At 49.9% G+C, this 22,303-nt stretch carries 21 protein-coding genes; 9 read left to right on the top strand and 12 right to left on the bottom strand.

Annotated features, from left to right (window positions below):
- From fkpB to LA337_02955, 5 genes are all read right to left on the bottom strand, one after another.
- A complete protein-coding gene (fkpB, locus tag LA337_02975; protein ID UBI16672.1) occupies positions 1–450 on the bottom strand; it encodes an FKBP-type peptidyl-prolyl cis-trans isomerase in 450 nt (149 codons plus the stop codon).
- A 117-nt stretch (positions 451–567) separates the two neighbouring features.
- A complete protein-coding gene (lspA, locus tag LA337_02970) occupies positions 568–1,065 on the bottom strand; it encodes a signal peptidase II (protein ID UBI16671.1) in 498 nt (165 codons plus the stop codon).
- Entirely contained in the window at positions 1,065–3,881 is a 2,817-nt protein-coding gene (ileS, locus tag LA337_02965; protein UBI16670.1) for an isoleucine--tRNA ligase, read from the bottom strand. The genes lspA and ileS overlap by 1 nt, the downstream gene beginning before the upstream one ends.
- A gap of 37 nt (positions 3,882–3,918) precedes the next feature.
- Positions 3,919–4,857, bottom strand: a complete 939-nt coding sequence (gene ribF / locus LA337_02960; GenBank protein UBI16669.1) for a bifunctional riboflavin kinase/FAD synthetase — start codon at positions 4,855–4,857, stop codon at positions 3,919–3,921.
- Positions 4,858–4,864: 7 nt separating this feature from the next.
- Positions 4,865–5,080, bottom strand: a complete 216-nt coding sequence (locus tag LA337_02955; protein UBI16668.1) for a DUF2575 domain-containing protein — start codon at positions 5,078–5,080, stop codon at positions 4,865–4,867.
- A gap of 105 nt (positions 5,081–5,185) precedes the next feature.
- Between LA337_02955 and rpsT the strand changes: the two genes are divergently transcribed.
- The 3 genes from rpsT (at position 5,186) to LA337_02940 (ending at position 9,346) form a co-directional block, all read left to right on the top strand.
- The gene (gene rpsT, locus LA337_02950) at positions 5,186–5,449 is read left to right on the top strand and encodes a 30S ribosomal protein S20 (GenBank protein ID UBI16667.1); all 264 of its coding nucleotides are present in this window, start codon (positions 5,186–5,188) and stop codon (positions 5,447–5,449) included.
- A gap of 448 nt (positions 5,450–5,897) precedes the next feature.
- Positions 5,898–7,271: an MFS transporter gene (locus LA337_02945; protein ID UBI16666.1), complete on the top strand. Its 1,374-nt coding sequence runs from the start codon at positions 5,898–5,900 to the stop codon at positions 7,269–7,271.
- A gap of 35 nt (positions 7,272–7,306) precedes the next feature.
- Entirely contained in the window at positions 7,307–9,346 is a 2,040-nt protein-coding gene (locus LA337_02940) for a glycoside hydrolase family 31 protein (GenBank protein ID UBI16665.1), read from the top strand.
- 54 nt (positions 9,347–9,400) lie between these two features.
- Here the strand turns inward: LA337_02940 and nhaR are convergent, their stop codons facing one another.
- Both nhaR and nhaA read right to left on the bottom strand, forming a co-directional pair.
- Entirely contained in the window at positions 9,401–10,294 is an 894-nt protein-coding gene (gene nhaR, locus LA337_02935) for a transcriptional activator NhaR (protein ID UBI16664.1), read from the bottom strand.
- 38 nt (positions 10,295–10,332) lie between these two features.
- Positions 10,333–11,499 (bottom strand): Na+/H+ antiporter NhaA, encoded by a 1,167-nt coding sequence (gene nhaA, locus LA337_02930; protein ID UBI16663.1) that lies wholly within the window; start codon positions 11,497–11,499, stop codon positions 10,333–10,335.
- 513 nt (positions 11,500–12,012) lie between these two features.
- Between nhaA and LA337_02925 the strand changes: the two genes are divergently transcribed.
- Positions 12,013–12,444, top strand: a complete 432-nt coding sequence (locus LA337_02925; protein UBI18393.1) for a winged helix-turn-helix domain-containing protein — start codon at positions 12,013–12,015, stop codon at positions 12,442–12,444.
- 58 nt (positions 12,445–12,502) lie between these two features.
- Here the strand turns inward: LA337_02925 and LA337_02920 are convergent, their stop codons facing one another.
- Entirely contained in the window at positions 12,503–13,459 is a 957-nt protein-coding gene (locus LA337_02920) for a LysR family transcriptional regulator (protein ID UBI16662.1), read from the bottom strand.
- 379 nt (positions 13,460–13,838) lie between these two features.
- On the opposite strand from LA337_02920, the gene LA337_02915 reads away from it, so the two are divergent.
- Together LA337_02915 and LA337_02910 are read left to right on the top strand one after the other, a co-directional pair.
- Positions 13,839–14,282: a winged helix-turn-helix domain-containing protein gene (locus LA337_02915; GenBank protein ID UBI16661.1), complete on the top strand. Its 444-nt coding sequence runs from the start codon at positions 13,839–13,841 to the stop codon at positions 14,280–14,282.
- A gap of 21 nt (positions 14,283–14,303) precedes the next feature.
- A complete protein-coding gene (locus LA337_02910; protein ID UBI16660.1) occupies positions 14,304–14,837 on the top strand; it encodes a hypothetical protein in 534 nt (177 codons plus the stop codon).
- A gap of 61 nt (positions 14,838–14,898) precedes the next feature.
- On the opposite strand, the gene LA337_02905 is transcribed toward LA337_02910, so the two are convergent.
- The 3 genes from LA337_02905 to dnaK form a co-directional block, all read right to left on the bottom strand.
- Positions 14,899–15,240: a phage holin family protein gene (locus tag LA337_02905; protein UBI16659.1), complete on the bottom strand. Its 342-nt coding sequence runs from the start codon at positions 15,238–15,240 to the stop codon at positions 14,899–14,901.
- Positions 15,241–15,473: 233 nt separating this feature from the next.
- A complete protein-coding gene (gene dnaJ, locus LA337_02900) occupies positions 15,474–16,607 on the bottom strand; it encodes a molecular chaperone DnaJ (GenBank protein UBI16658.1) in 1,134 nt (377 codons plus the stop codon).
- Positions 16,608–16,692: 85 nt separating this feature from the next.
- Positions 16,693–18,615, bottom strand: a complete 1,923-nt coding sequence (gene dnaK / locus LA337_02895) for a molecular chaperone DnaK (protein ID UBI16657.1) — start codon at positions 18,613–18,615, stop codon at positions 16,693–16,695.
- Between the two features lie 382 nt (positions 18,616–18,997).
- Between dnaK and LA337_02890 the strand changes: the two genes are divergently transcribed.
- From LA337_02890 to satP, 3 genes are all read left to right on the top strand, one after another.
- Entirely contained in the window at positions 18,998–19,402 is a 405-nt protein-coding gene (locus LA337_02890; protein ID UBI16656.1) for a DUF2541 family protein, read from the top strand.
- A gap of 34 nt (positions 19,403–19,436) precedes the next feature.
- Positions 19,437–20,150: an acidic protein MsyB gene (gene msyB / locus LA337_02885; protein ID UBI16655.1), complete on the top strand. Its 714-nt coding sequence runs from the start codon at positions 19,437–19,439 to the stop codon at positions 20,148–20,150.
- Positions 20,151–20,298: 148 nt separating this feature from the next.
- Positions 20,299–20,865, top strand: a complete 567-nt coding sequence (gene satP / locus LA337_02880; protein UBI16654.1) for an acetate uptake transporter — start codon at positions 20,299–20,301, stop codon at positions 20,863–20,865.
- 34 nt (positions 20,866–20,899) lie between these two features.
- Here satP and LA337_02875 read toward each other — a convergent pair whose 3' ends face one another.
- Complete coding sequence (locus LA337_02875) at positions 20,900–22,207, bottom strand: MFS transporter (protein UBI16653.1); 1,308 nt, start codon at positions 22,205–22,207, stop codon at positions 20,900–20,902.
- Between the last annotated feature and the right edge of the window lie 96 nt (positions 22,208–22,303).

The raw sequence follows: 22,303 nt of genomic DNA, 5'->3' as shown, positions 1-22,303 counted from the left end.
TTACGCCTCCAGTGCCGGTTCGACTTCCAGCACTTCAATATCAAAATGAACGGTATGCCCGGCCAGCGGATGGTTGAAATCAACCGTGATCGAGTCACCGTTAATTTCGCGGATCACGCCAGGCATCTCACTGCCGTCCATTGCGGTAAAGAGCATGATAGCGCCAATTTCTGGCTCACCCGCGTCCATAAATTCCCGACGCGAGAAATACTGAATTAAGTCCGGGCTTGACACGCCAAAGGCGGCATCCGGTTCCAGAGCAAAAGTGGTTTTATCACCTTCTTTTAACCCCAGCAGGTGTTGTTCCAGTCCTTCAGACAGAGAACCGTCGCCCAGGCGAAACAGCGCAGGCTTGCCGTTATTGCGGGTTGACTCTGCGGTGGAGCCATCGTCGAGCTTAAGGGTGAAGTGCACCAGCACCGCACTGTTACTCTGTACTGATTTAGACATGCAGGTTGCTCTTTAAAATTGCTGCCGCCTGTTTGCCCGGCGGCGCTACGCTTACCGGGCCTACAAGCATCGCAGTATATTGTAAGCCGGATTAGCATAGCGCCATCCGGCATTTTTTTATGCGGCTTTTTTCTCTTTCGACGGCAGGAAGCCTTCGAGAACAATCAATGCCGCCCCGATACAGATAGCTGTATCGGCCAGATTGAATGTCGCGAAATGCCAGTCGCCGACGTAAAAGTCAATCATATCAACCACGAAGCCGTGCCACAGGCGGTCGAACAGGTTGCCCAGCGCACCGCCAATGATTAATGCATACGCGATGTTGTTTAGCTTCTGCGTTGCCTTCGAGCGATACATCATCACCATCAGGATAACGCAGATACCAATAGCGATACCGGCAAAGAACCAACGTTGCCAGCCGCCGCTGTCAGCTAAGAAGCTAAACGCCGCACCATAGTTACGCGCGTAGTGCAGATTAAGCGACGGAAACAGCGACACCGTATCCCCCAGAGCAAAGTTCTGGAGGATCAGGTATTTGCTGCCTAAATCGATAATCAGCACGACTACCACCAGCCACAGCCAGCGTAGTCCTGTTGAACAAAGAGGCTTACTCATCAGGCAAACTTACGTTGTTCGCCATCACCGGCGATGTTGCTGACACAGCGTCCGCAGATTTCTGCGTGTTCCGCCACCTGGCCGACGTCGGTAGTGTAATGCCAGCAGCGCGGGCATTTCTCACCTTCGGCTTTGCCGAGAACGATTTTCAGACCTTTGAGCAGTTCGCTCTGCTGAGCATCAGCAGGAGCCGCTGCATAATCCGCAACCGTCGCACCGGAGGTCAGCAGAACAAAACGCAACTCTTCGCCCAGCGCGGTCAGTTTCGCCGCCAGTTCTGGTTCAGCGTACAGGGTCACTGCCGCCTCCAGAGAACCACCGACTTTCTTATCCGCACGCGCCTGCTCGATGACCTTGTTCACTTCGCCGCGCACTTTCAGCAGCTCGTCCCAGTAGGCGTCATTCATCGCTTCGGTTTCACCTAAACCAAACAGACCTTCGTACCATTCCCCGGTAAAGACGTACTTCTCACGATCGCCCGGCAGGTAGCCCCAGATTTCATCGGCGGTGAAGGACATGATCGGCGCCATCCAGCGAACCAGCGCTTCTGCAATATGGAACAGCGCAGTCTGGCAGCTACGACGCGCCACACTGTCCGCTTTCGCGGTGTACTGACGGTCTTTGATGATGTCGAGGTAGAACGAACCCATTTCTACAGAGCAGAAGCGCATCAGACGCTGTACCACTTCGTGGAAGTCATAGGCTTCGTAAGCTTTCAGGATTTCTTCCTGCGCCGCTTGCGCACAGCCTACCGCCCACCTGTCCAGTACCACCATCTCTTCCGGTTTCACCATATCTTTTACCGGATCGAACCCGTTCAGGTTCGCCAGCAGGAAGCGCGCGGTGTTACGGATACGACGATAGCTGTCGGCAGCACGTTTCAGGATTTCGTCAGAAACGGCCATTTCACCGGTATAGTCGGTTGAAGCGACCCACAGACGCAAAATATCCGCGCCCAGTTTGTTCATCACATCCTGCGGAGAAACCGTGTTACCGATAGACTTGGACATCTTACGGCCCTGACCATCAACGGTGAAACCGTGGGTCAGTACCTGGCGATAAGGTGCTTTGCCTTTCATGGCGGTGGAGATCATCAGAGAGGACATGAACCAGCCGCGGTGCTGGTCAGAGCCTTCCAGATACATATCGGCCGCATGGCCTGCAAACTCAGGGCGCACGTCCACGACGGATGAGTGGGTTGAACCAGAGTCGAACCACACGTCCAGTGTATCCGGGACTTTGACATACTGGTCAGCTTCGTCGCCGAGGATATCTTTCGGATCGAGATCCCACCACGCCTGAATGCCGTCAACTTCAACGCGTTTGGCGACTTCTTCCATCAGTTCGACAGCGCGCGGATGCAGCTCTTCAGTGTCTTTGTGAACAAACAGAGACATCGGCACACCCCACGTACGCTGACGGGAGATACACCAGTCAGGACGGTTGGCAACCATCGATTCAATACGCGCCTGACCCCAGTCAGGGATCCACTGCACGCCTTTGATCTCTTTCAGCGACTGCGCACGCAGACCTTTCTGATCCATGCTGACGAACCACTGCGGCGTCGCGCGGAAGATGATCGGCGACTTGTGGCGCCAGCAGCACGGATAGCTATGCTGCATCTTCTCAACGTGCAGTAGCGCGCCTTTTTCGCTCAGCAGCGCAACAATTTTGTCGTTAGCTTTAAAGACGTTCACACCGTCAAGTTCCGGATAGGTACCCGCCAGGTATGCGCCGTCCGGGCCAACCGGGTTAGCGATTTCCAGACCGTATTTCTGGCTGATGACGTAGTCATCCGGACCGTGACCGCCAGCGGTATGGACCGCACCGGTACCCGCATCCAGCGTAACGTGATCGCCAAGAATTGCCGGCACGTCAAAGCCCATAAACGGATGGGTAAAGCGCAGCAGTTCCAGTTCAGCGCCTTTCACCGTGCCAAGAACAGTGTATTCAGCCGCGCCAATACGCTGCATGACGCTTTCAACCAGATCCTTCGCCAGAATCACGGCCTGCCCGTCAATCTGCACCAGCGCATAGTCAAAATCAGGCGCCAGAGAAATTGCGCGGTTCGCGGGTAACGTCCACGGGGTGGTGGTCCAGATAACCAGTGAGATCGGGCCGTTGACGTCAGAAACACCAAATTTCGCTTTCACCGCGTCCTGATCGGCAGCGTGGAACGCCACGTCGATGGACGGGGAGGTTTTGTCATAATACTCAACTTCCGCTTCCGCCAGCGCGGAACGGCAGTCAACGCACCAGTGCACCGGCTTCGCACCTTTGTGCAGGTGACCGTTGCCGATGATTTTACCCAGCGCGCGAATGATGTTGGCTTCAGTTTTGAAGTCCATGGTCAGGTACGGATGTGACCAGTCGCCCAGCACGCCAAGACGGATAAAGTCTTTACGCTGACCGTCAACCTGCGTAGCAGCGTATTCACGGCATTTGGCGCGGAACTCCGCGGCGGTGAACTTCTCGCCCGGCTTGCCGTATTCCTGCTCTACTTTCAGCTCGATTGGCAGACCGTGGCAGTCCCAGCCCGGAACGTAGGGCGAGTCATAGCCCGTGAGTCCTTTGGACTTCACGATAATGTCTTTCAGAATCTTGTTAACCGAGTGACCAATATGAATGCTGCCATTCGCATAAGGAGGGCCATCATGCAGAATGAAGGTTTTTTTGCCTTTTTTGGCCGCACGAATGATGCCGTACAGGTCATCATCAGTCCAACGCGCCAGCATTCCCGGTTCACGCTTGGCGAGATCGCCGCGCATCGGGAACCCTGTTTCCGGCAAATTCAGGGTTGATTTATAGTCACTCATCAGATTCTCGGTTCCGTATTTAAAACTCGTATAGGCATTAAGCCGGTTTTGTAAGCCCAAAAAATTCGCGGGCAGTCAACTCATCACGCGCAATCTGCGCTTTTAGTTCATCCAGCGAGGCAAATCGCTGTTCGCTGCGTATTTTTTTACGCAGCACTACATCTATATGGCGACCATACAGGTCCATTACAACGTCCAATAGATGCACTTCCAACTGTTGGCGTACCCCTGCTACCGTCGGGCGGGTACCGATATTGGCGACGCCGGGCAACGGTTTGTCACCCAGTCCCATAACTTCAACCGCATAAACCCCTTTCACCGGAGAAACCTGGCGACGAAGCGGTAAATTTGCCGTCGGAAAACCAATGGTGCGCCCTAACTCATCACCGTGAACGACGCGTCCTGAGATAGTAAAAGGATGCCCAAGCAGGCTTTCGGCCAGTTGCAGGTTATCTTCTGCCAGCGCCTGACGTACCGCGGTGCTGCTAATGCGCACACCGCCTTCACAGAAGGTTTGGGTGCTGGTGATATCAAAACCATACTCAGCGCCCGCTTCCTGTAATAACAAGAAATCGCCCGCACGGCTAGCGCCAAAGCGGAAATCATCGCCAACGGCAAGAAATTGTACACCAAGGCGCTTAACCAGCAGATCGCTGATGAAGGTCTGCGCCGTTAATGCCGCAAAGCGCCTGTCAAAACGCACGCACAGCACGTAATCAACGCCGCACTCTGCCAGATAACGCAGTTTTTCCCGCAGGCGGGTGAGGCGCGCAGGTGACTTGTCCGTCGCAAACAGCTCAAGCGGCTGCGGCTCGAAAATCATCACCATCACCGGTAAATTGCGTTTGCGTCCTTCTTCCCGTAAGCCCTGCAGCAACGCGCGGTGGCCACGGTGCACGCCGTCGAAATTACCAATAGTCAGCACACACCCATGCGGGGCCTGACTGAGATTATGTATGCCTCGTATCAGCTTCATGTCTGGCTCAAAACAGTGAAAATCGTGAAAGTATACCCTGTACCGCGGTCAACGTTAACCGGCGATTGTTTCTACGAAACAGAAAGAGGATTGTTTTCATTGTTATGAAACAAATTGCAGACCTTCTACGGCACGCTAATGCAATTTTTCTCGTGGAAAAGCTGTATTCACGCCACGCAAGCTGGTAGAATCCTGCGCCATCACTACGCAACGAGTGCTGCAATTTAAACGGCGCTTATTTGCACAAATCCATTGACAAAAGAAGGCTAAAAGGGCATATTCCTCGGCCTTTGAATTGTCCATATAGAACACATTTGGGAGTTGGACCTTGGCTAATATCAAATCAGCTAAGAAGCGCGCCGTTCAGTCTGAAAAGGCCCGCAAGCACAACGCTAGCCGTCGCTCTATGATGCGTACTTTCATCAAGAAAGTATACGCAGCTATCGAAGCTGGCGACAAAGCTACTGCACTGAAAGCATTTAACGAAATGCAACCAATCGTGGACCGTCAGGCTGCTAAAGGTCTGATCCACAAAAACAAAGCTGCACGTCATAAAGCAAACCTGACTGCACAGATCAACAAACTGGCTTAATCGCCTGCTTGTTGTCGCTTTGTGAAAAAACCCGCGCAAGCGGGTTTTTTTATGTCTGTCGTTTGCAGCCCGCTTCGACAGCCCCCTCATTTGCTGAACTTGTTCATCCCCACTCCTGCCCGTTTCTCCTGTCAGCCAGCCGTCCCACCAGAGACATGAAAGTTATTTTCTTTCACTGTTTAACTTTTTTAATTTCATTGTAGGGGAAATTGTGACCACCATAACAAATGACATAATAACTTAGCCAAAAACGAATAAACGCAATCCTGAAGTAAGATTTGATAATTGATCGCGATGCCTGGGTTAACTATTTTTCACAAAACCAATTAACCACTATTTCAATCCAAAGGTGAACATTTCCTGGCAACAAAAAATAAAAAACACCCTACTGCTTAGAAAGTAAAAGCTGTTTTTCTGGGCGTATCACACCAATATCGGAGTTATCATTATGAGTTCTGTTATTGAGGATACCCAGTCTTGCGGGTCAGCATCATTATCTTTACTGCAGCGTATTAGCTACGGCTCTTTGGATGTAGCGGGTAATCTGCTGTACTGTTTCGGTTCAACCTACATCTTATATTTCTACACCGATGTTGCGGGTATCAGCCTCGCCGTAGCCGGGGTTATCCTACTGCTGGCGCGTATTGTAGACGGCATAGACGCCCCCATCTGGGGGATCATCATCGATAAAACGCGTTCGCGTTACGGTAAATGCCGCCCCTGGTTTTTATGGTTACCGCTGCCTTTTGGTGTATTTAGCGCGCTGTCATTTTGGTCTCCTGATATCAGTATGACAGGAAAAGCCATCTATGCAGCAATATCCTACATGATCGCCAGTATTCTATTTACCGGACTTAATACACCTCTCAGCGCAATATTACCCTTGATGACCCTGTCCCCTAATGAGCGTCTGGTATTAAATTCCTGGAGAATGACCGGCGGGCAAATTGGGGTGTTATTAATGAATGCCACTGCGTTGCCCCTGGTTGCATTTTTAGGTAATGGAAACGACCATGCAGGTTTTATTTATACGGCAATTTTGTTTGCCGTCATATCCTGTTCGTTAACGCTTTTCGCCTTTAAAAATATCCGCGAAATGGATGCGGATAAAATTCAGCAAGAACCCAGATTGCCGATGAAAAAAAGCTTCGCGGCGATGAAAGGTAACTGGCCATGGATCTTAATGGTGCTGGCAAATTTGATCTTCTGGATTGCCCTACAACAGCGCTCCACGACCATTGTCTACTATCTGACCTACAACCTCGACCGCAAAGATCTGGTTCCGCTGATTAACAGCCTGGCGACAATTCAGATCCTGTTTATCATCGCCATTCCATTCTTTAGCAAATACCTCGCTAAAACCTGGATATGGGTAGGTGGTCTGCTGGTCGCCACGCTTGGCGGCGTCATGATGTGGCTGGCTGCGGACAACATTCCTTTCCTCATCGCCGCCTGGGTACTTGGCAATATAGGCAGCGGTATCGCCTGTTCAATGCCGTTTGCCATGCTGGGCTTCGCCGTCGACTTCGGCGCATGGAAGACGGGTATCAAGGCTACCGGCATTCTTATCGCCTTCGGCAGTACTTTTTGCATCAAGATGGGCAGTGGTTTGGGTACTGCATTCGCCGCCTGGATCATGAACAGTTTTGGCTATGTTCCGAACCACGCCCAGAATGCTGCAGGTCTGGAGGGAATTACCTGGGCCTTTATCTGGGCGCCCGCCCTGCTCTTCGCTCTCGCGGCGATCCCGCTGCTTTTCTTCCGTAAATACGAAGCGATGGAAGAGAAGATTCGCCACGATCTGGAAACTATCAACCAATAACTTACCTTCACCCTCGAAATACGGGAGGCACCACCATGCCATTTGTGCAACATGATCCGCGTCGTCTGGTCTGGCAGCAAAACGATCGCTATTTGTGGATTGAACCCTGGGGCGAGAACAGTCTGCGCGTACGCAGCGGTCGTCATCTCGCGGTAATGAGAAATGAAGACTGGGCATTGAATGAGCCCGTCGCAGAAAGCCTCTGCCACATAGTTTATGAGCACCACCAGGCGACGCTGACCAACGGTAAAATCACCGCTATCGTCAATCAAAAAGGACAGGTCTCCTTTTACCGCCATCCGCATAAGCCTCTGTTACAGGAGTTCTGGCGTCTGCGGGGTGAAATCGGCGAGGACGAGTCTTCACACGGGCAGTACGTCAGCGCGCTAAACCTGGAGGGGCGCGAGTTCCGCCCTATTCCGGGAGGAAAATATTCGATTAAAGCCCGCTTCGAAGCCGCCGAAGGGGAAAAAATCTATGGCATGGGCCAGTATCAGCAGGCCAATCTGGATCTCAAAGGATGCGTTCTGGAACTGGCACAGCGTAACTCCCAGGCCTCTGTACCGTTTATGCTCTCAAGCCTGGGCTACGGATTTTTATGGAACAACCCGGCAGTGGGTCGCGTAACGTTCGCTAACAACGTAACCGAATGGGAAGCTCAGGTCAGCGAACAACTGGACTACTGGATCACCGCTGGCGATACCCCCGCGGAAATCAGCCAGGCTTACGCGCTCGCTACCGGCACACCGCCGATGATGCCGGATTACGCCATGGGTTTCTGGCAGTGTAAACTCCGCTATCGAACCCAGGAAGAGCTGCTGGCGGTCGCCCGCGAATATAAACAACGCAACCTGCCCATCTCGGTTATCGTTATTGATTTCTTCCACTGGCCTAACCAGGGTGACTGGATGTTTGACCCGCGCGACTGGCCCAATCCCGACGCCATGATCGCCGAACTAAAATCACTGGGTATTGAGCTGATGGTCTCCGTCTGGCCGACGGTGGATAATCGCACCGAGAGCTATCGGGAGATGCGCGAAAACGGCTGGCTGGTGCAAACGGAACGCGGATTGCCGATCAATATGGATTTCCTCGGCAACACGACGTTTTTTGACGCCACCCATCCTGGTGCGCGCGATTACGTCTGGGGTAAAGCTAAGCGCAACTATTACGATAAAGGCGTAACGCTCTTCTGGCTAGATGAAGCCGAACCTGAATTCAGCGTTTACGATTACGACAACTATCGCTATTACGCCGGGCCGGTACTGGAAGTGGGTAATATCTACCCACGAATGTACGCCAAAACTTTTTTTGATGGTATGAAAGCCGATGGCGAAGACCAGGTTATCAACCTGCTGCGCTGCGCCTGGGCCGGCAGCCAGAAATATGGCGCGCTGGTCTGGTCCGGTGATATTCACTCTTCGTTTCGATCGCTACGCAATCAGTTTGCCGCCGGACTCAATATGGGGATCGCGGGGATACCGTGGTGGACAACGGATATCGGTGGTTTTCATGGCGGTAATATTCACGACCCCAAATTCCATGAGTTGCTGATTCGCTGGTTCCAGTGGGGCGTCTTTAGCCCGGTGATGCGCCTGCACGGCAACCGCGATCCGCAGATTTTACCAGAACATCCTTACCGTGATGGTATTGCCCAGTGTCCGACCGGTGCGGCGAACGAAGTGTGGAGCTATGGTGAAGAGGTGTGCGAAGTGTTGACCGGCTGTCTGACGTTGCGTGAAAAGTTAAAGCCGTACATCAAAGCGGTAATGGCGGAAACGCACGAACGCAATGCGCCGGTAATGCGCACCCTGTTTTTTGAATTCCCAGAACAGACAACAAGTTGGGAGATTACCGATCAATACTGTTTTGGCCCCGACCTGCTGATTGCGCCGGTCATGCATGAAGGTATGCGCGAGCGTGACGTTTGGCTACCAGAAGGGGAAACATGGACGGATCTTGCGACCGGCGAAAGTTATTCTGGAGGGCAAACGCTGCGCTATGCCGCACCACTGAACAGAATACCGGTATTTATCCGCGAAGATGGTCAGTACCGGGGTTTGTTAAGGCTGTAGATTGATTCCGGCTGCGGGCAACCACCGCAGCCGGAAGGATTATGACGTTCTGGCTTACTGCAGCTTAAATAATGCCGAGTAGTCCGCATTGCAAATACGCTGCACCGCCGGATGCTGGATCATTCTTTCCGCAAATATGGCGTGATACTCCTCCATCACATTCTCTACGCGTCCAATTTCAACAATAGAATCATCGGCATAGAAATTGTGCGAATAGAGCGTAGGCGCAACAAATATAGCGTTGTGCGTTGCGCCAAACGCTTTCATCAGCGCGGCGTCGTCAAACTCGCCGAGGATTTCAACGTTCAGTCCTTGTGAGTTAATCCAGTTCAGCAGCTTACGCCCGAGCATCGAACGACGCCCGGGGATTAACAATCGACGCTCTTCCAGACAAGCCGGGAATGGTTTCTCAGGCAGCGGCTGGGTGCACCAAAAACTCACGCTGCATTCGCCAATCCGCACAGAGAATAACCCTTCCTGCTGCGTTGAATCGATCGGGCAGTCGGAGATGATCATATCCAGCTTATGTTGGCTCAGCTGATCAAGCAGCATCTCGTGCGTTGATTCAAAACAGCGCAAATGGATTTGTTCATCTTCAACAACTGCGGCATCCAGCACGCTGCTGACCAGCTGTTTGGACAACGCATCTGCCACACCGACATCGAACAGTAAATTCGACTCTTTGCGGTAGTTCACGATATCCAGCATTTCCTGGCTTAACGTGAACATCTTATCCGCATAACGAAAAACTAATTCGCCTAACTCGCTTGGCTCCAGCCCACGCCCCTTGCGCTTGAACAGCTTTCCCTGCAAACGTTCCTCAAGCGCTTTAATCTGTCCGGTAATGGTCTGCGGCGTCAGATAAAGCGCTTCTGCAGCGCCAACCACCGAACCTTCTTTATAGACATGCCAAAAGTAGTACAGGTGGTTGTAGTTTATATGAGACATACTCACTCCCTGAAAATTGTCACAAAAGGGTTATCCCGTCAGGCTGACGCGTTCAACCGGGTGCGTAACCAGCAGTAACCTATTATCGCCGACAGCAAGGAACCGATCAGGATCCCCAGTTTCGCCCAGTTAATCAGCTCAGGATCGACGTTCCCAAACGCCAGGCTGGCGATGAAAATTGACATCGTAAAGCCAATGCCGCACAGAATGCCGACCGCCATAATTTGCTGGAAGTTCGTTCCCTCCGGCAATTGCGCCACCTTAAGGCGTAACGCCAGCCAGCAAAACAGGCTGATACCCAGCGGTTTGCCGATCAACAGGCCGGCAATGATCCCCAGCGGTAATACCGAGGTCAGTCCATCAACAGTAACGCCCTGCAGTGAAACGCCCGCGTTAGCGAAGGCAAACAGCGGCAGGATCAGGTATGCCACCCACGGGTGCAGAACATGCTCCAGTCGCTTCGCCGGTGAACGCCCGTGTTTTTCCTTCAACGGAATGAAGAAGCCGACGATCACGCCCGCCAGCGTCGCATGCACGCCTGACTTCAGTACAGCCGTCCACAGCACTACGCCAACCAGAATATAAATACCGGTGCGTCTTACACCGCACAGATTCAATGCCGCCAGAACGAGGATCGCGCACGCGGCTACGCCCAGCGACAGCAGCGAGAGATCGCTGGTATAGAACAGCGCGATGATGACGATAGCGCCGAGGTCATCGATAATCGCCAGCGCCATCAGGAAAATTTTCAACGCCAGTGGAACACGACTGCCCAACAGCGCCAGCACGCCTAATGCAAAAGCGATATCCGTTGCCGCCGGGATAGCCCACCCCTCACGGGTGACAGGGTCGGCATAGTTGAATGCCAGATACAGCAGCGCCGGGACAATCATGCCCCCGATTGCGGCAATGATCGGAAACGCCGCCTGACGCAGGCTGGCCAGTGAACCTTGCATCAACTCGCGCTTCACTTCCAGACCAATCAACAGGAAAAACACCGCCATCAACGCGTCGTTGATCCACAGCAGCATATTTTTGTTGATCTCAAGCGCGCCAACCCTTAGTTGAACGGGCGTTTCCAGAAAGGCGTGGTACCATCCACTGGTCACCCCGATATTTGCCATCAGCATAGCGACCACGGCAGCGATGATCAGAATGATGCCCCCCGAGGCGTCACTACTAAAAAAACGATGCAGATGTTTCACTTTTATTCTCTCTATTGGGTGAATACTTCGTAAATACTATCTTACACCCTCAAAAAGCTCGTTAAAATTAGATTATTCATGATGAATAGGTCGGTTTTTACGATGATATCTTCATTGCTCAGGCAACGTGCCTGGCAGGACAATGCGCGAGATCATGCTTCAAATCTCACCTGGCCTTGGCCATGAGTTTGTGAAGCTCTGCGTCGTTTCAACAGAACATCAACCTATTCTTGATATCGACTATTTATTAATAATATTTAATATCGGTCATTTGCCATAGAGAGTATAGGCAAGTTGGCACAATCAATAACGACAACTAAAAGCACAGCAATTGCTTTTTATTACAACTTCCACTAAAAACAGAATATTAGCTACGCTCAACTCCCGCCATAAACCGTGATTAAACGCTCTATATTAAAATAATTCATAGTGCAGACAATTCTCATCTATTGAAGAATACAAAATCTCCGCCTACGATGCAGAACCCACAGGAAACCAATGGTAAATAGAATCATGACCATATATACAATCAACAATCAATGTACTTATGATGATAAAACTCATGAAATCAAAAATCTGAAAAGCTCAGATAGATTAATAATGACAAGTATGAGGGTAAGATGTCTAAGATATATGATCCAAAATTCACACGAGGAAGTTATTCACAAGAAACAGCTTGCGCAGGCTCTATGGGGAGAACGCTGCCAGTTTGTGAACGACGCAAACCTGACTCAGCTATTATATTTATTGCGTAGAGATCTCAGAGAATGTGGTCTGCATGATTTTTTCTCTACCATCCCGAGGCTAGGTGTAAAAGTTAATGCTGACATCATTATCAATAAACCGGTGAAAAAATTATGGCTTCATCAGCGGTTGTGTAAAAACATACTATTTATTACTGTGTTAATTATTTTCTCCGTTCTGGCATTCATATTCATTCATTAATCACTGGGTCAATCATTAGAACCTATAACAGGCATCTCATAATGGACATAGGGATATGTCATGACATTTTATTTTTATCAAGAATAGATTGCAGTAATAGAATAAAATCTTTTGCTACTTGATAACGCTCACTTTTAACAGATATGCAGGCATAGACAGGCAATTTTTTAAATGAAAACTCACTGGGTGGTCGCATAATTTTCACTTTGTAATTTCTGACATCACGAAAATACAAAGCATAATTTAAAGGTACCAGCGCAATCATATCGCTTCGTTCCACAACATTAAAAACCCCAACTAATGAATCACTATGATAACCCGCATTCCTGCGTCCTTTGCAAAAAACTGTGTTCTCATACAAATCAACCACGTCCGCCGCTGCTGGGGTAAAGATATCCGTATGATACATTGCATGTTTACTGGCATAGAAATTATGCAGCGACAGTGCATCTAACTCATACAGTAAATTATGACTACCACATATGCACACATAGTCTTCAATATAATCAATAAGATGAACATCTACCAAATGATGTTCAATGGCTGTGAGACCAAAAGAAATATCGATACGTCCCTTTATCAGCATCGTACTTAACGCGTTTTTTTCATTTTTCCTGGCTGAGTAGTGGTTAATAATATAATTACTGAATAAATCGCAATCATTAAATACAGAAAAGTAGTAACTCTCAATAATATCACCCCCTAAAATAATGATCTCATTATCTTCTTTGGCGTGATGTTGGCTATTGAGGGTTGCATCGATAGCAGAAATAACTTGCCGAAACACCTGGTGCAAATCTTTTCCTGCCACAGTTGGCACCAGACCATCTCGGGTTCTGATAAAGAGATCTTCGTCATAGATGGTGTGCAGCCTGACAAGAGCATGAGAAACCGCCGCTGGCGTCACCTCCAATTTTTGAGCTGCCCGGGTTGCATTTCCCTCCGTGATAACAGCATCAAATACTTTAATCAGGTTGAAATCAAGATTTTGGTAATGTTTCTTTCCAACAACCATTCACGTATCCCTGTATCAATATGAAAATTTTATCGCGGCAACAGATTACCTTCGGGGATAATTTATTACAATAAAATTACCAGATAACAAGTTATAAATAAACAATACTATTGTAATTACCTACTTTATAAGTATCAGACTCGCCATCAAGATTCATAGCGTAAATGCATGTACAAAAAACGCACATCAACCGTAATAAAAAAAGATAAAAACATTATCACAATTGTTGTTTATCTAAATTAACAATAAATGATTTCTCAACACTCAGGACTTAATCTAGCCTAAAGTCTGATATTAACCAACGAGTGGATTTACAGGCGGCATATTAAATACTGATAACCTGTATTTTCTTATTATGTTAGTGAGGCGCAATAAATTAATGAAACAGTATAAAATCAACGATACGATTATTTATAATGAGTCATTACGAGAAATCACATCATTACAAGATAAAACGATAATAAAAATGACGCATATGCGGGCACAATGCTTAAGCTTTTTGCTTCGCAATGCAAAGCGAGATCTGATTACGCGCGAGATGGTCACAGAAGCCGTCTGGGGGCAAAAAGGGAAATTTATCAGTGACGCCAGCCTGACCCAGCTGCTTTATCTGTTACGTCGTGATTTAAAACAAATTGGTTTGGACGAATTGTTCACAACATTGCCACGCCAAGGATTAAAAATTAATGATGATATTAATATCACATTCAATGATACCCCAACCAGCTATACCTCACCAGCAATAAAAAATAAAACATTACAGGCAATATTTCTAATCACTTTATTGCTCACAATTTCATTCGCACTTGTCAGATATATGTAGGCCAATTGGGGAAAACGCATCATGAATAAGACTCTGGAGAACATTTTGATACTGGAAGGGGGTTATGTTGATAACCCGAAAGACAAAGGTGGTGCAACCAACTGGGGAATTACTGAGGCAACCGCCCGTAAACATGGGTTCTTGAATGATATGCGAGATTTAACTCGCAGCGAAGCCTACGCTATCCTCGAAGAGGATTACTGGATTAAACCAGGGTTTAAAGATGTTGCAAACCTATCCGAATCTATTGCATTTGAGCTATGTGATGCGGCAGTCAACATTGGACAACATCATCCTGTTTTATGGTTACAGCGCTGGTTAAATGTTCTCAACCGAGAAGAGAGAAGCTATCAGGATATTGTCGTGGACGGAAAAATCGGCCCATACACCATGGCAACGCTGCAATATTACCTGACCGTACGTGGCAAAGAAGGTGAGGAGGTATTGGTGAAAGCGCTAAATTGTAGCCAGGGGGCCTGGTATCTGAGTCTCGCCGAGAAAAACCAACAAAATGAAGAATTTATTTATGGCTGGATGAAAAATCGAGTCTCATAACATACTCAATTATGTTATCCCCCGGCTCATGGAAGAGCCTGCTTAAAGAATAAAAGAATATTTAAGCTTTCGCATTATCAAGCATACGTTTTATCTTATCTCCAAGAACCTTCAGAATGGGTCCAGCAAAGACACCACCAAGGCCAGCGGCCAATAACACCATATTAAAGCTGAGCTCTTTTTCAATCGCCAGAGCACTCAACAGGAAGCTGGTAAAACACGAAATAACCATCTGTGTTAAGCAATACCTGATTTTATCGAAAATACTTCGTTTTTCTCTATTTTCTTTTCTCAGCAGAAAGCTGACTACACCTCCCCAGGCGCCAATTGCAATTACCGTCAATAACACTTCCAGTTCCAGCAGCACAACTTCAGACGTAGCTAAATGATTTGAAATAGCCATGATTAACGCTCCAGTTTATAGGTGAAATAGTGTTTACAGCTGGAGTTTATGCGCATTAACAAGATGAGAAAAATCACAGTGCATCATCTGTCAGCACAGCGTATCAAAGAAGAGAAATGATATTTCTCATGCACGGCATTAAGGCATGAAAATCGATAGCGAATTAGGCATTACGTTGAGGATAAAAAAACCTGGGCTATTTGCCCAGGTTCAGAGGAGTTCAACACTGAAGCTTAGCGCGTCAGATCGTCGAAGAACTTCTTCACACCATCGAAGAAGCTTTTAGAGCGCGGACTGTTTTGCTCGCCGGTCGGGCCGCCAAAGCTGTCCTGCAGATCTTTGAGCAGTTGTTTCTGCTTGTCGTTCAGGCCCACTGGGGTTTCAACCACCACGCGGCACAGCAGATCGCCCTGAGCGCCACCGCGTACAGACTTGACGCCCTTTCCACGCATGCGGAAAAGTTTGCCAGTTTGCGTTTCGCCCGGAATTTTTAACTTCACGCGACCGTCCAGCGTCGGGACTTCAATTTCGCCGCCCAGCGCTGCCATCGCAAAGTTAATCGGTACTTCGCAGTACAGGTTATTGCCTTCACGTTCGAAAATTGGGTGCTGTTTTACCTGCACCTGAACGTACAAATCACCCGCTGGCGCACCATGTTCACCGGCTTCACCTTCACCCGCTAAACGAATACGGTCGCCGGTATCAACCCCTGCCGGGATCTTAACGGACAGCGTTTTGCTTTTCTCAACGCGACCATGACCGTGGCATTTGTTGCACGGATCTTTAATCAACGTACCGCGACCCTGACAGTGTGGACAGGTCTGCTGTACGGCAAAAAAGCCCTGACGCATCTGTACCTGACCGGAACCGTGACAGGTTGGACAGGTCTGCGGCTGAGTCCCTGCCTTCGCACCGCTGCCGTGGCAGACATCACACTCTTCCAGCGTCGGAATACGGATCTCTTTGGTGACGCCACGCACGGCTTCTTCCAGAGTGAGATCCATGTTGTAACGTAAATCAGCACCACGTGAGGCGCGCTGACGACCACGACCGCCGCCAAAGATATCGCCAAACACGTCACCAAAGATATCGCTGAAGTCAGCCCCGCCGCCAAAACCGCCGCCGCCGCCCATGCCGCCTTGCTCAAACGCTGCATGGCCGTACTGATCGTAAGCCGCACGTTTTTGCGCATCGGTCAGGATCTCGTACGCTTCTTTGATCTCTTTAAACTTGGCTTCGGCCTCTTTATCACCCTGGTTGCGGTCCGGGTGATATTTCATGGCCAGGCGCTTGTAGGCCTTTTTGATTTCACGCTCTTCCGCTGATTTGGAAACGCCTAAAATCTCGTAATAGTCTTGCTTAGCCATCTCTTTTTATCTGCCCCTAACATGCGTGCACGGGCGGAGAGGAAACCTCTTCGCCCGTGCCAGTAATTACCCGTTCAAAGGGCGATTATTTTTTATCTTTCACTTCTTCAAACTCGGCGTCGACAACGTCGTCATCTTTCGCGTTGTTTGCAGAAGCATCAGCGCCTGCTGCGCCAGCCTGCTGCTGTGCGTGCTGCTGCTGAGCGATTTCCATCAGTTTCTGGGAAACCTGTGCCAGCGCCTGCATTTTCGCTTCGATATCTGCTTTGTCTTCGCCTTTCAGAGAAGTTTCCAGCGCGGTCAGTGCAGACTCGATGGCAGTTTTGTCATCAGCCGGCAGTTTGTCGCCTGCTTCTTCAACCTGCTTGCGAGTGCTGTGCAGCAGATGGTCACCCTGGTTACGGGTCTGAACCAGCTCTTCAAACTTACGGTCAGATTCTGCGTTCGCTTCTGCTTCGCGAACCATTTTCTGAATTTCTTCTTCGTTCAGACCAGAAGAAGCCTTAATGGTGATCTTCTGCTCTTTACCGCTGTTTTTGTCTTTCGCGGAAACGTGCAGGATACCGTCGGCATCGATGTCAAAAGTCACTTCGATCTGCGGCATACCGCGCGGAGCCGGGCTGATACCATCCAGGTTAAATTGACCCAGATCTTTGTTATCAGCGGCACGTTTACGTTCACCCTGCAGCACGTGGATGGTTACCGCAGACTGGTTGTCTTCAGCGGTAGAGAACACCTGGCTGTGCTTGGTCGGGATAGTGGTGTTTTTCGCGATCAGTGGAGTCATTACGCCACCCATGGTTTCGATACCCAGAGACAGCGGGGTAACGTCCAGCAGCAGCACATCTTTCACATCACCGGTCAATACACCACCCTGAACGGCAGCACCGATTGCCACTGCTTCGTCCGGGTTAACGTCTTTACGCGGCTCTTTACCGAAGAACTCAGCAACTTTCTTCTGTACCATCGGCATACGAGTCTGACCACCGACCAGGATAACGTCCTGAACGTCGGAAACAGACAGACCAGCGTCCTGCAGAGCGACTTTCAGCGGCTCGATAGAACGGTTAACCAGGTCTTCAACCAGGCTTTCCAGTTTCGCACGGGTCACTTTGATGTTCATGTGTTTCGGACCGGTCGCGTCTGCAGTGATGTACGGCAGGTTCACGTCGGTCTGCTGAGCGGAAGACAGTTCGATCTTCGCTTTCTCAGCGGCTTCTTTCAGACGCTGCATCGCCAGCGGGTCGTTACGCAGGTCGATACCCTGATCTTTCTTAAATTCGTCAACCAGGTAGTTGATCATACGGCTGTCGAAGTCTTCACCGCCCAGGTGGGTATCACCGTTGGTTGCCAGAACTTCGAAGGTTTTTTCGCCGTCAACTTCGTCGATTTCGATAATAGAGATATCGAAAGTACCACCACCGAGGTCATAAACCGCGATAGTACGGTTGCCGACTTCTTTATCCAGACCGTAAGCCAGCGCGGCTGCGGTCGGTTCGTTGATGATACGTTTTACTTCCAGACCTGCGATACGACCGGCGTCTTTGGTTGCCTGACGCTGAGCATCGTTAAAGTATGCAGGTACGGTGATAACCGCTTCAGTTACCGGTTCACCCAGGTAATCTTCAGCCGTTTTCTTCATTTTTTTCAGCACTTCAGCAGAAATCTGCGGCGGTGCCATTTTCTGACCTTTTACGTCAATCCATGCATCACCGTTGTCAGCACCGATGATTTTGTACGGCATGATGGCTTCATCACGCTGTACTTCTTCGTCCTGGAAGCGGCGGCCAATCAGGCGTTTAATCGCAAACAGGGTGTTTTGCGGGTTTGTCACTGCCTGACGTTTAGCCGGCTGACCAACCAGAGTTTCACCATCCTGGGTATAAGCAATGATAGAAGGCGTGGTGCGATCGCCCTCGGCGTTCTCCAGCACACGTGCAGTAGTGCCATCCATAATCGCTACACAAGAGTTGGTAGTACCCAGGTCGATACCAATAATTTTACCCATCTAAACGTCTCCACTAAAAATTCGGTCATCATGTGGTTGTGAATCTGTAATAAGGGCGAAACGTGCGGTTTCAACTACCCTGAATCGTTTTTTTTCAGACTCACCACTGCGGTTGTCTACAAGATGGGGTCGTAACCCACTTCATCAAGGGGGGAATGAAAATTTTTTTTAGCCTTGTGGCAATAAAATCACAGAAAAAAGGCTAAAAGATAAAAAATGAATAGTTGCCAACCAGAATTAATTCACACCAGCAATTAAATAAATAAAGCCATTCACATAAAAATTGTAATAAAAAGAAAAGATTACGAGCATGAATCATTTTTCCGACGGCGGTAAGATGGTCTGAAGTCACACACTTTTGCAGCCGTCAAAGAGAAATCCCATGAAATCCTCGTTAACCCTTTCCGCCAGCCTGTTTATGGGCCTGCTGCTGAGCAGCGCCGCGCACGCTAACGATCATAAAGTTTTGGGTATGATTGCCATGCCCCGTAACGAAACCAACGATCTGACCCTAAAACTTCCCGTTTGTCGCGTGGTGAAACGCATTCAACTCACGGCCGATCATGGTGATTTACAGCTCAGTGGCGCATCTGTTTATTTCAAGGCTGCCCGCATGTCCAGCCAAAGTCTGAATGTGCCTTCCTCCATCAAAGAAGGGCAAACGACCAACTGGATCAACATTAATAGTGACAACGACAATAAGCGCTGCGTCAAAAAAATCACCTTCTCCGGCCATACGGTGAACTCCTCTGATATGGCAACGCTGAAAATCATCGGCGACGACTAATTCCGCACACTTTTATTCAGAAGCCATAGAAAACATGAATGTCACGTATTTGAATGACGACGACCTCGACTTTCTTCAGCATTGTAGTGAGGAGCAACTCGCCAATATTACCCGCCTGCTCACGCATAATGAAAAAGGGAAAGCCCGTCTGTCGAGCGTACTAAACCACAACGATTTATTTAAATCGATGGAAGGACACCCGGAACAACATCGCCGCAACTGGCAGCTGATTGCCGGCGAGCTTCAGCATTATGGCGGCGACAGCATTGCCAATAAACTCCGCGGCCATGGAAAACTGTATCGGGCGATTTTGCTGGATGTTTCGAAGCGTCTGAAGCTGAAAACCGACAAAGAGATGTCCACATTCGAAATTGAACAATATCTGCTGGAACACTTTTTACGTAATGCCTGGCAAAAAATGGATGCGGAACACAAGCGGACCTTTTTACAGGCCGTTGATGCAAAAGTCTCTGAACTGGAAGAACTTTTGCCACTATTAATGAAGGACCGTCATCTGGCGACAGGTGTATCTCACCTGCTCTCCAGCCAGCTTAGCAAGATCCTAAGAACACACGCCGCCGTCAGCGTCATCGGACACGGATTACTGCGTGGAGCCGGACTTGGCGGCCCGGTCGGCGCCGCATTAAACGGAGTTAAAGCGGTGAGCGGCAGCGCCTATCGCGTGACGATTCCGGCGGTACTTCAAATCGCCTGCCTGCGCAGAATGATCGCCCACGCGCAAGCGTGATGCCCATCACAGGGAAAATAATTCATTTTCCCTTCGTTAGATCATAGACAGTGCCCTTTCCCCTGATTATCATGCCGCGCCCCGAAGACTGCGATCGTTATTCGGGGAAACTATTTCACCATTCAATCAATGATGATTTTGAGGAATTATGGGCAACACTAAGTTGGCTAATCCGGCACCGCTGGGCCTGATGGGCTTTGGCATGACCACCATTCTGCTTAACCTGCACAACGCGGGTTTCTTCGCCTTTGACGTTATTATTCTGGCGATGGGCATTTTCTACGGCGGTATCGCGCAAATTTTTGCCGGTCTGCTGGAATATAAAAAAGGCAACACCTTCGGTTTAACCGCCTTTACCTCCTACGGTTCGTTCTGGCTGACGCTGGTTGCGATCCTGATCATGCCGAAAATGGGCCTGGCGGATGCAACCAATGGTCAGTTCCTGGGCGTGTATCTGGGTCTGTGGGGCGTCTTCACTCTGTTCATGTTCTTCGGCACGCTGAAAGCGGCTCGTGCGTTGCAGTTTGTCTTCCTGAGCCTGACGGTGCTGTTCGCGCTGCTGGCCGTTGGCAACATTGCTGGTAACGAAGCGATCATTCACGTTGCTGGCTGGGTTGGCTTAGTGTGTGGCGCAAGCGCCATTTACCTGGCGATGGGTGAAGTGCTGAACGAACAGTTTGGCCGTACCATCCTGCCGATTGGTGAAGCGCACTAATCTGACGTTATCCCCCCTGACGGGGGGATATTCCTTACAAGCGCTGTAACTCTGCCTGCACGTTCGAATCGCGATGATAAATATCCTGTCGCAGCCAAATTCCCAGACCTAACCCCACCAGCGATAGCGCCAGCACATACCAGGCCGGAGCCATTGGCGACACGCTCATTAACATCGTCACGGCGATTGGCGTCAGACCACCAAAAATGGCGTACGACACGTTGTAAGAGAAGGATATTCCGGTAAAGCGGACTTCCGCCGGAAACGCTCGAACCATGACATAAGGCACAGCCCCCACCACGCCAACGCACAACCCCACCAGCCCATACAACAGGAACAAGTGCTGAGGATGGCTGCCGGTCAGGTGATAGAAAAACCAGCTTGAACAGGCCAACAGCAGGCTGCCGACAATAAAGGTTTTGCTGGCGCCGACCCGGTCGACAATAAACCCGGCCAGCAGACAACCCACGCACAGCATAATAGTCGCGACACTGTTGGCTTGTAACGTCAACGCCGGCGCAAAGCCATACTGTTTCTGCAACCACACTGGCGACATCAGGATCACCACCACAATCCCGGCCGACAACAGCCAGGTCAGCAGCATGGAAATGACCACCGCTTTTTTATGTTTGCTCACCACCGACTTCACCGGTAGCTCTTGCGCCAGCGCTTTACGTTGCTGCATTTCGAGGAATATAGGCGTCTCCTGCAGCCAGCGGCGCAGGTACATTGCCACCAGCCCAAACACACCCCCCAGCAGGAATGGAATACGCCAGCCGTAGTCATGCACCGCCTGCTGCGTCAGGCTGGTGTTCACCAGCGTCGCAACTACCGACCCCAGCAGAATTCCCACCGTCAGCCCGGCGGTTAGCGTGCCACAGGCAATGCCGATGCGGCGCTCCGGTACGTGCTCCGCCACGAACACCCACGCGCCCGGCACTTCTCCGCCGATGGCAGCGCCTTGCAAAATGCGCATCAGCAGTAACAGCAGCGGCGCGAGGATCCCCATTGAGGCGTAAGTAGGCAATAGCCCAATCGCCAGCGTTGGTATCGCCATCAGCAAAATGCTCAGGGTAAACATTTTCTTGCGCCCGACCAGATCGCCAAAGTGCGCCATGATAATGCCACCCAGCGGACGCGCCAGATATCCGGCCGCAAAAATGCCGAAGGTTTGCACCTGGCGTAGCCATTCAGGAATGTCTGCCGGAAAGAAGAGTTCGCCAACAACAGCGGCAAAGAAGACGAAGATAATGAAATCATAAAACTCAAGCGCACCGCCGAGGGCAGCAAGCGTAAGGGTTTTATAATCCTGGCGATTCAGCGATCGAGTGTGTTGTGACATAGCAAACCATGAGTCAGTGGAGTAATTGAATCTGTCTGTCGATACATGTAAAGCAAAAATTACTATATCGTAAACAATTCAATACTCCACTATCAT

The sequence above is a fragment of the Citrobacter europaeus genome (assembly GCA_020099315.1).
Lineage (GTDB): Bacteria > Pseudomonadota > Gammaproteobacteria > Enterobacterales > Enterobacteriaceae > Citrobacter > Citrobacter europaeus.
This window is presented reverse-complemented; position numbering and strand designations above follow the sequence as displayed.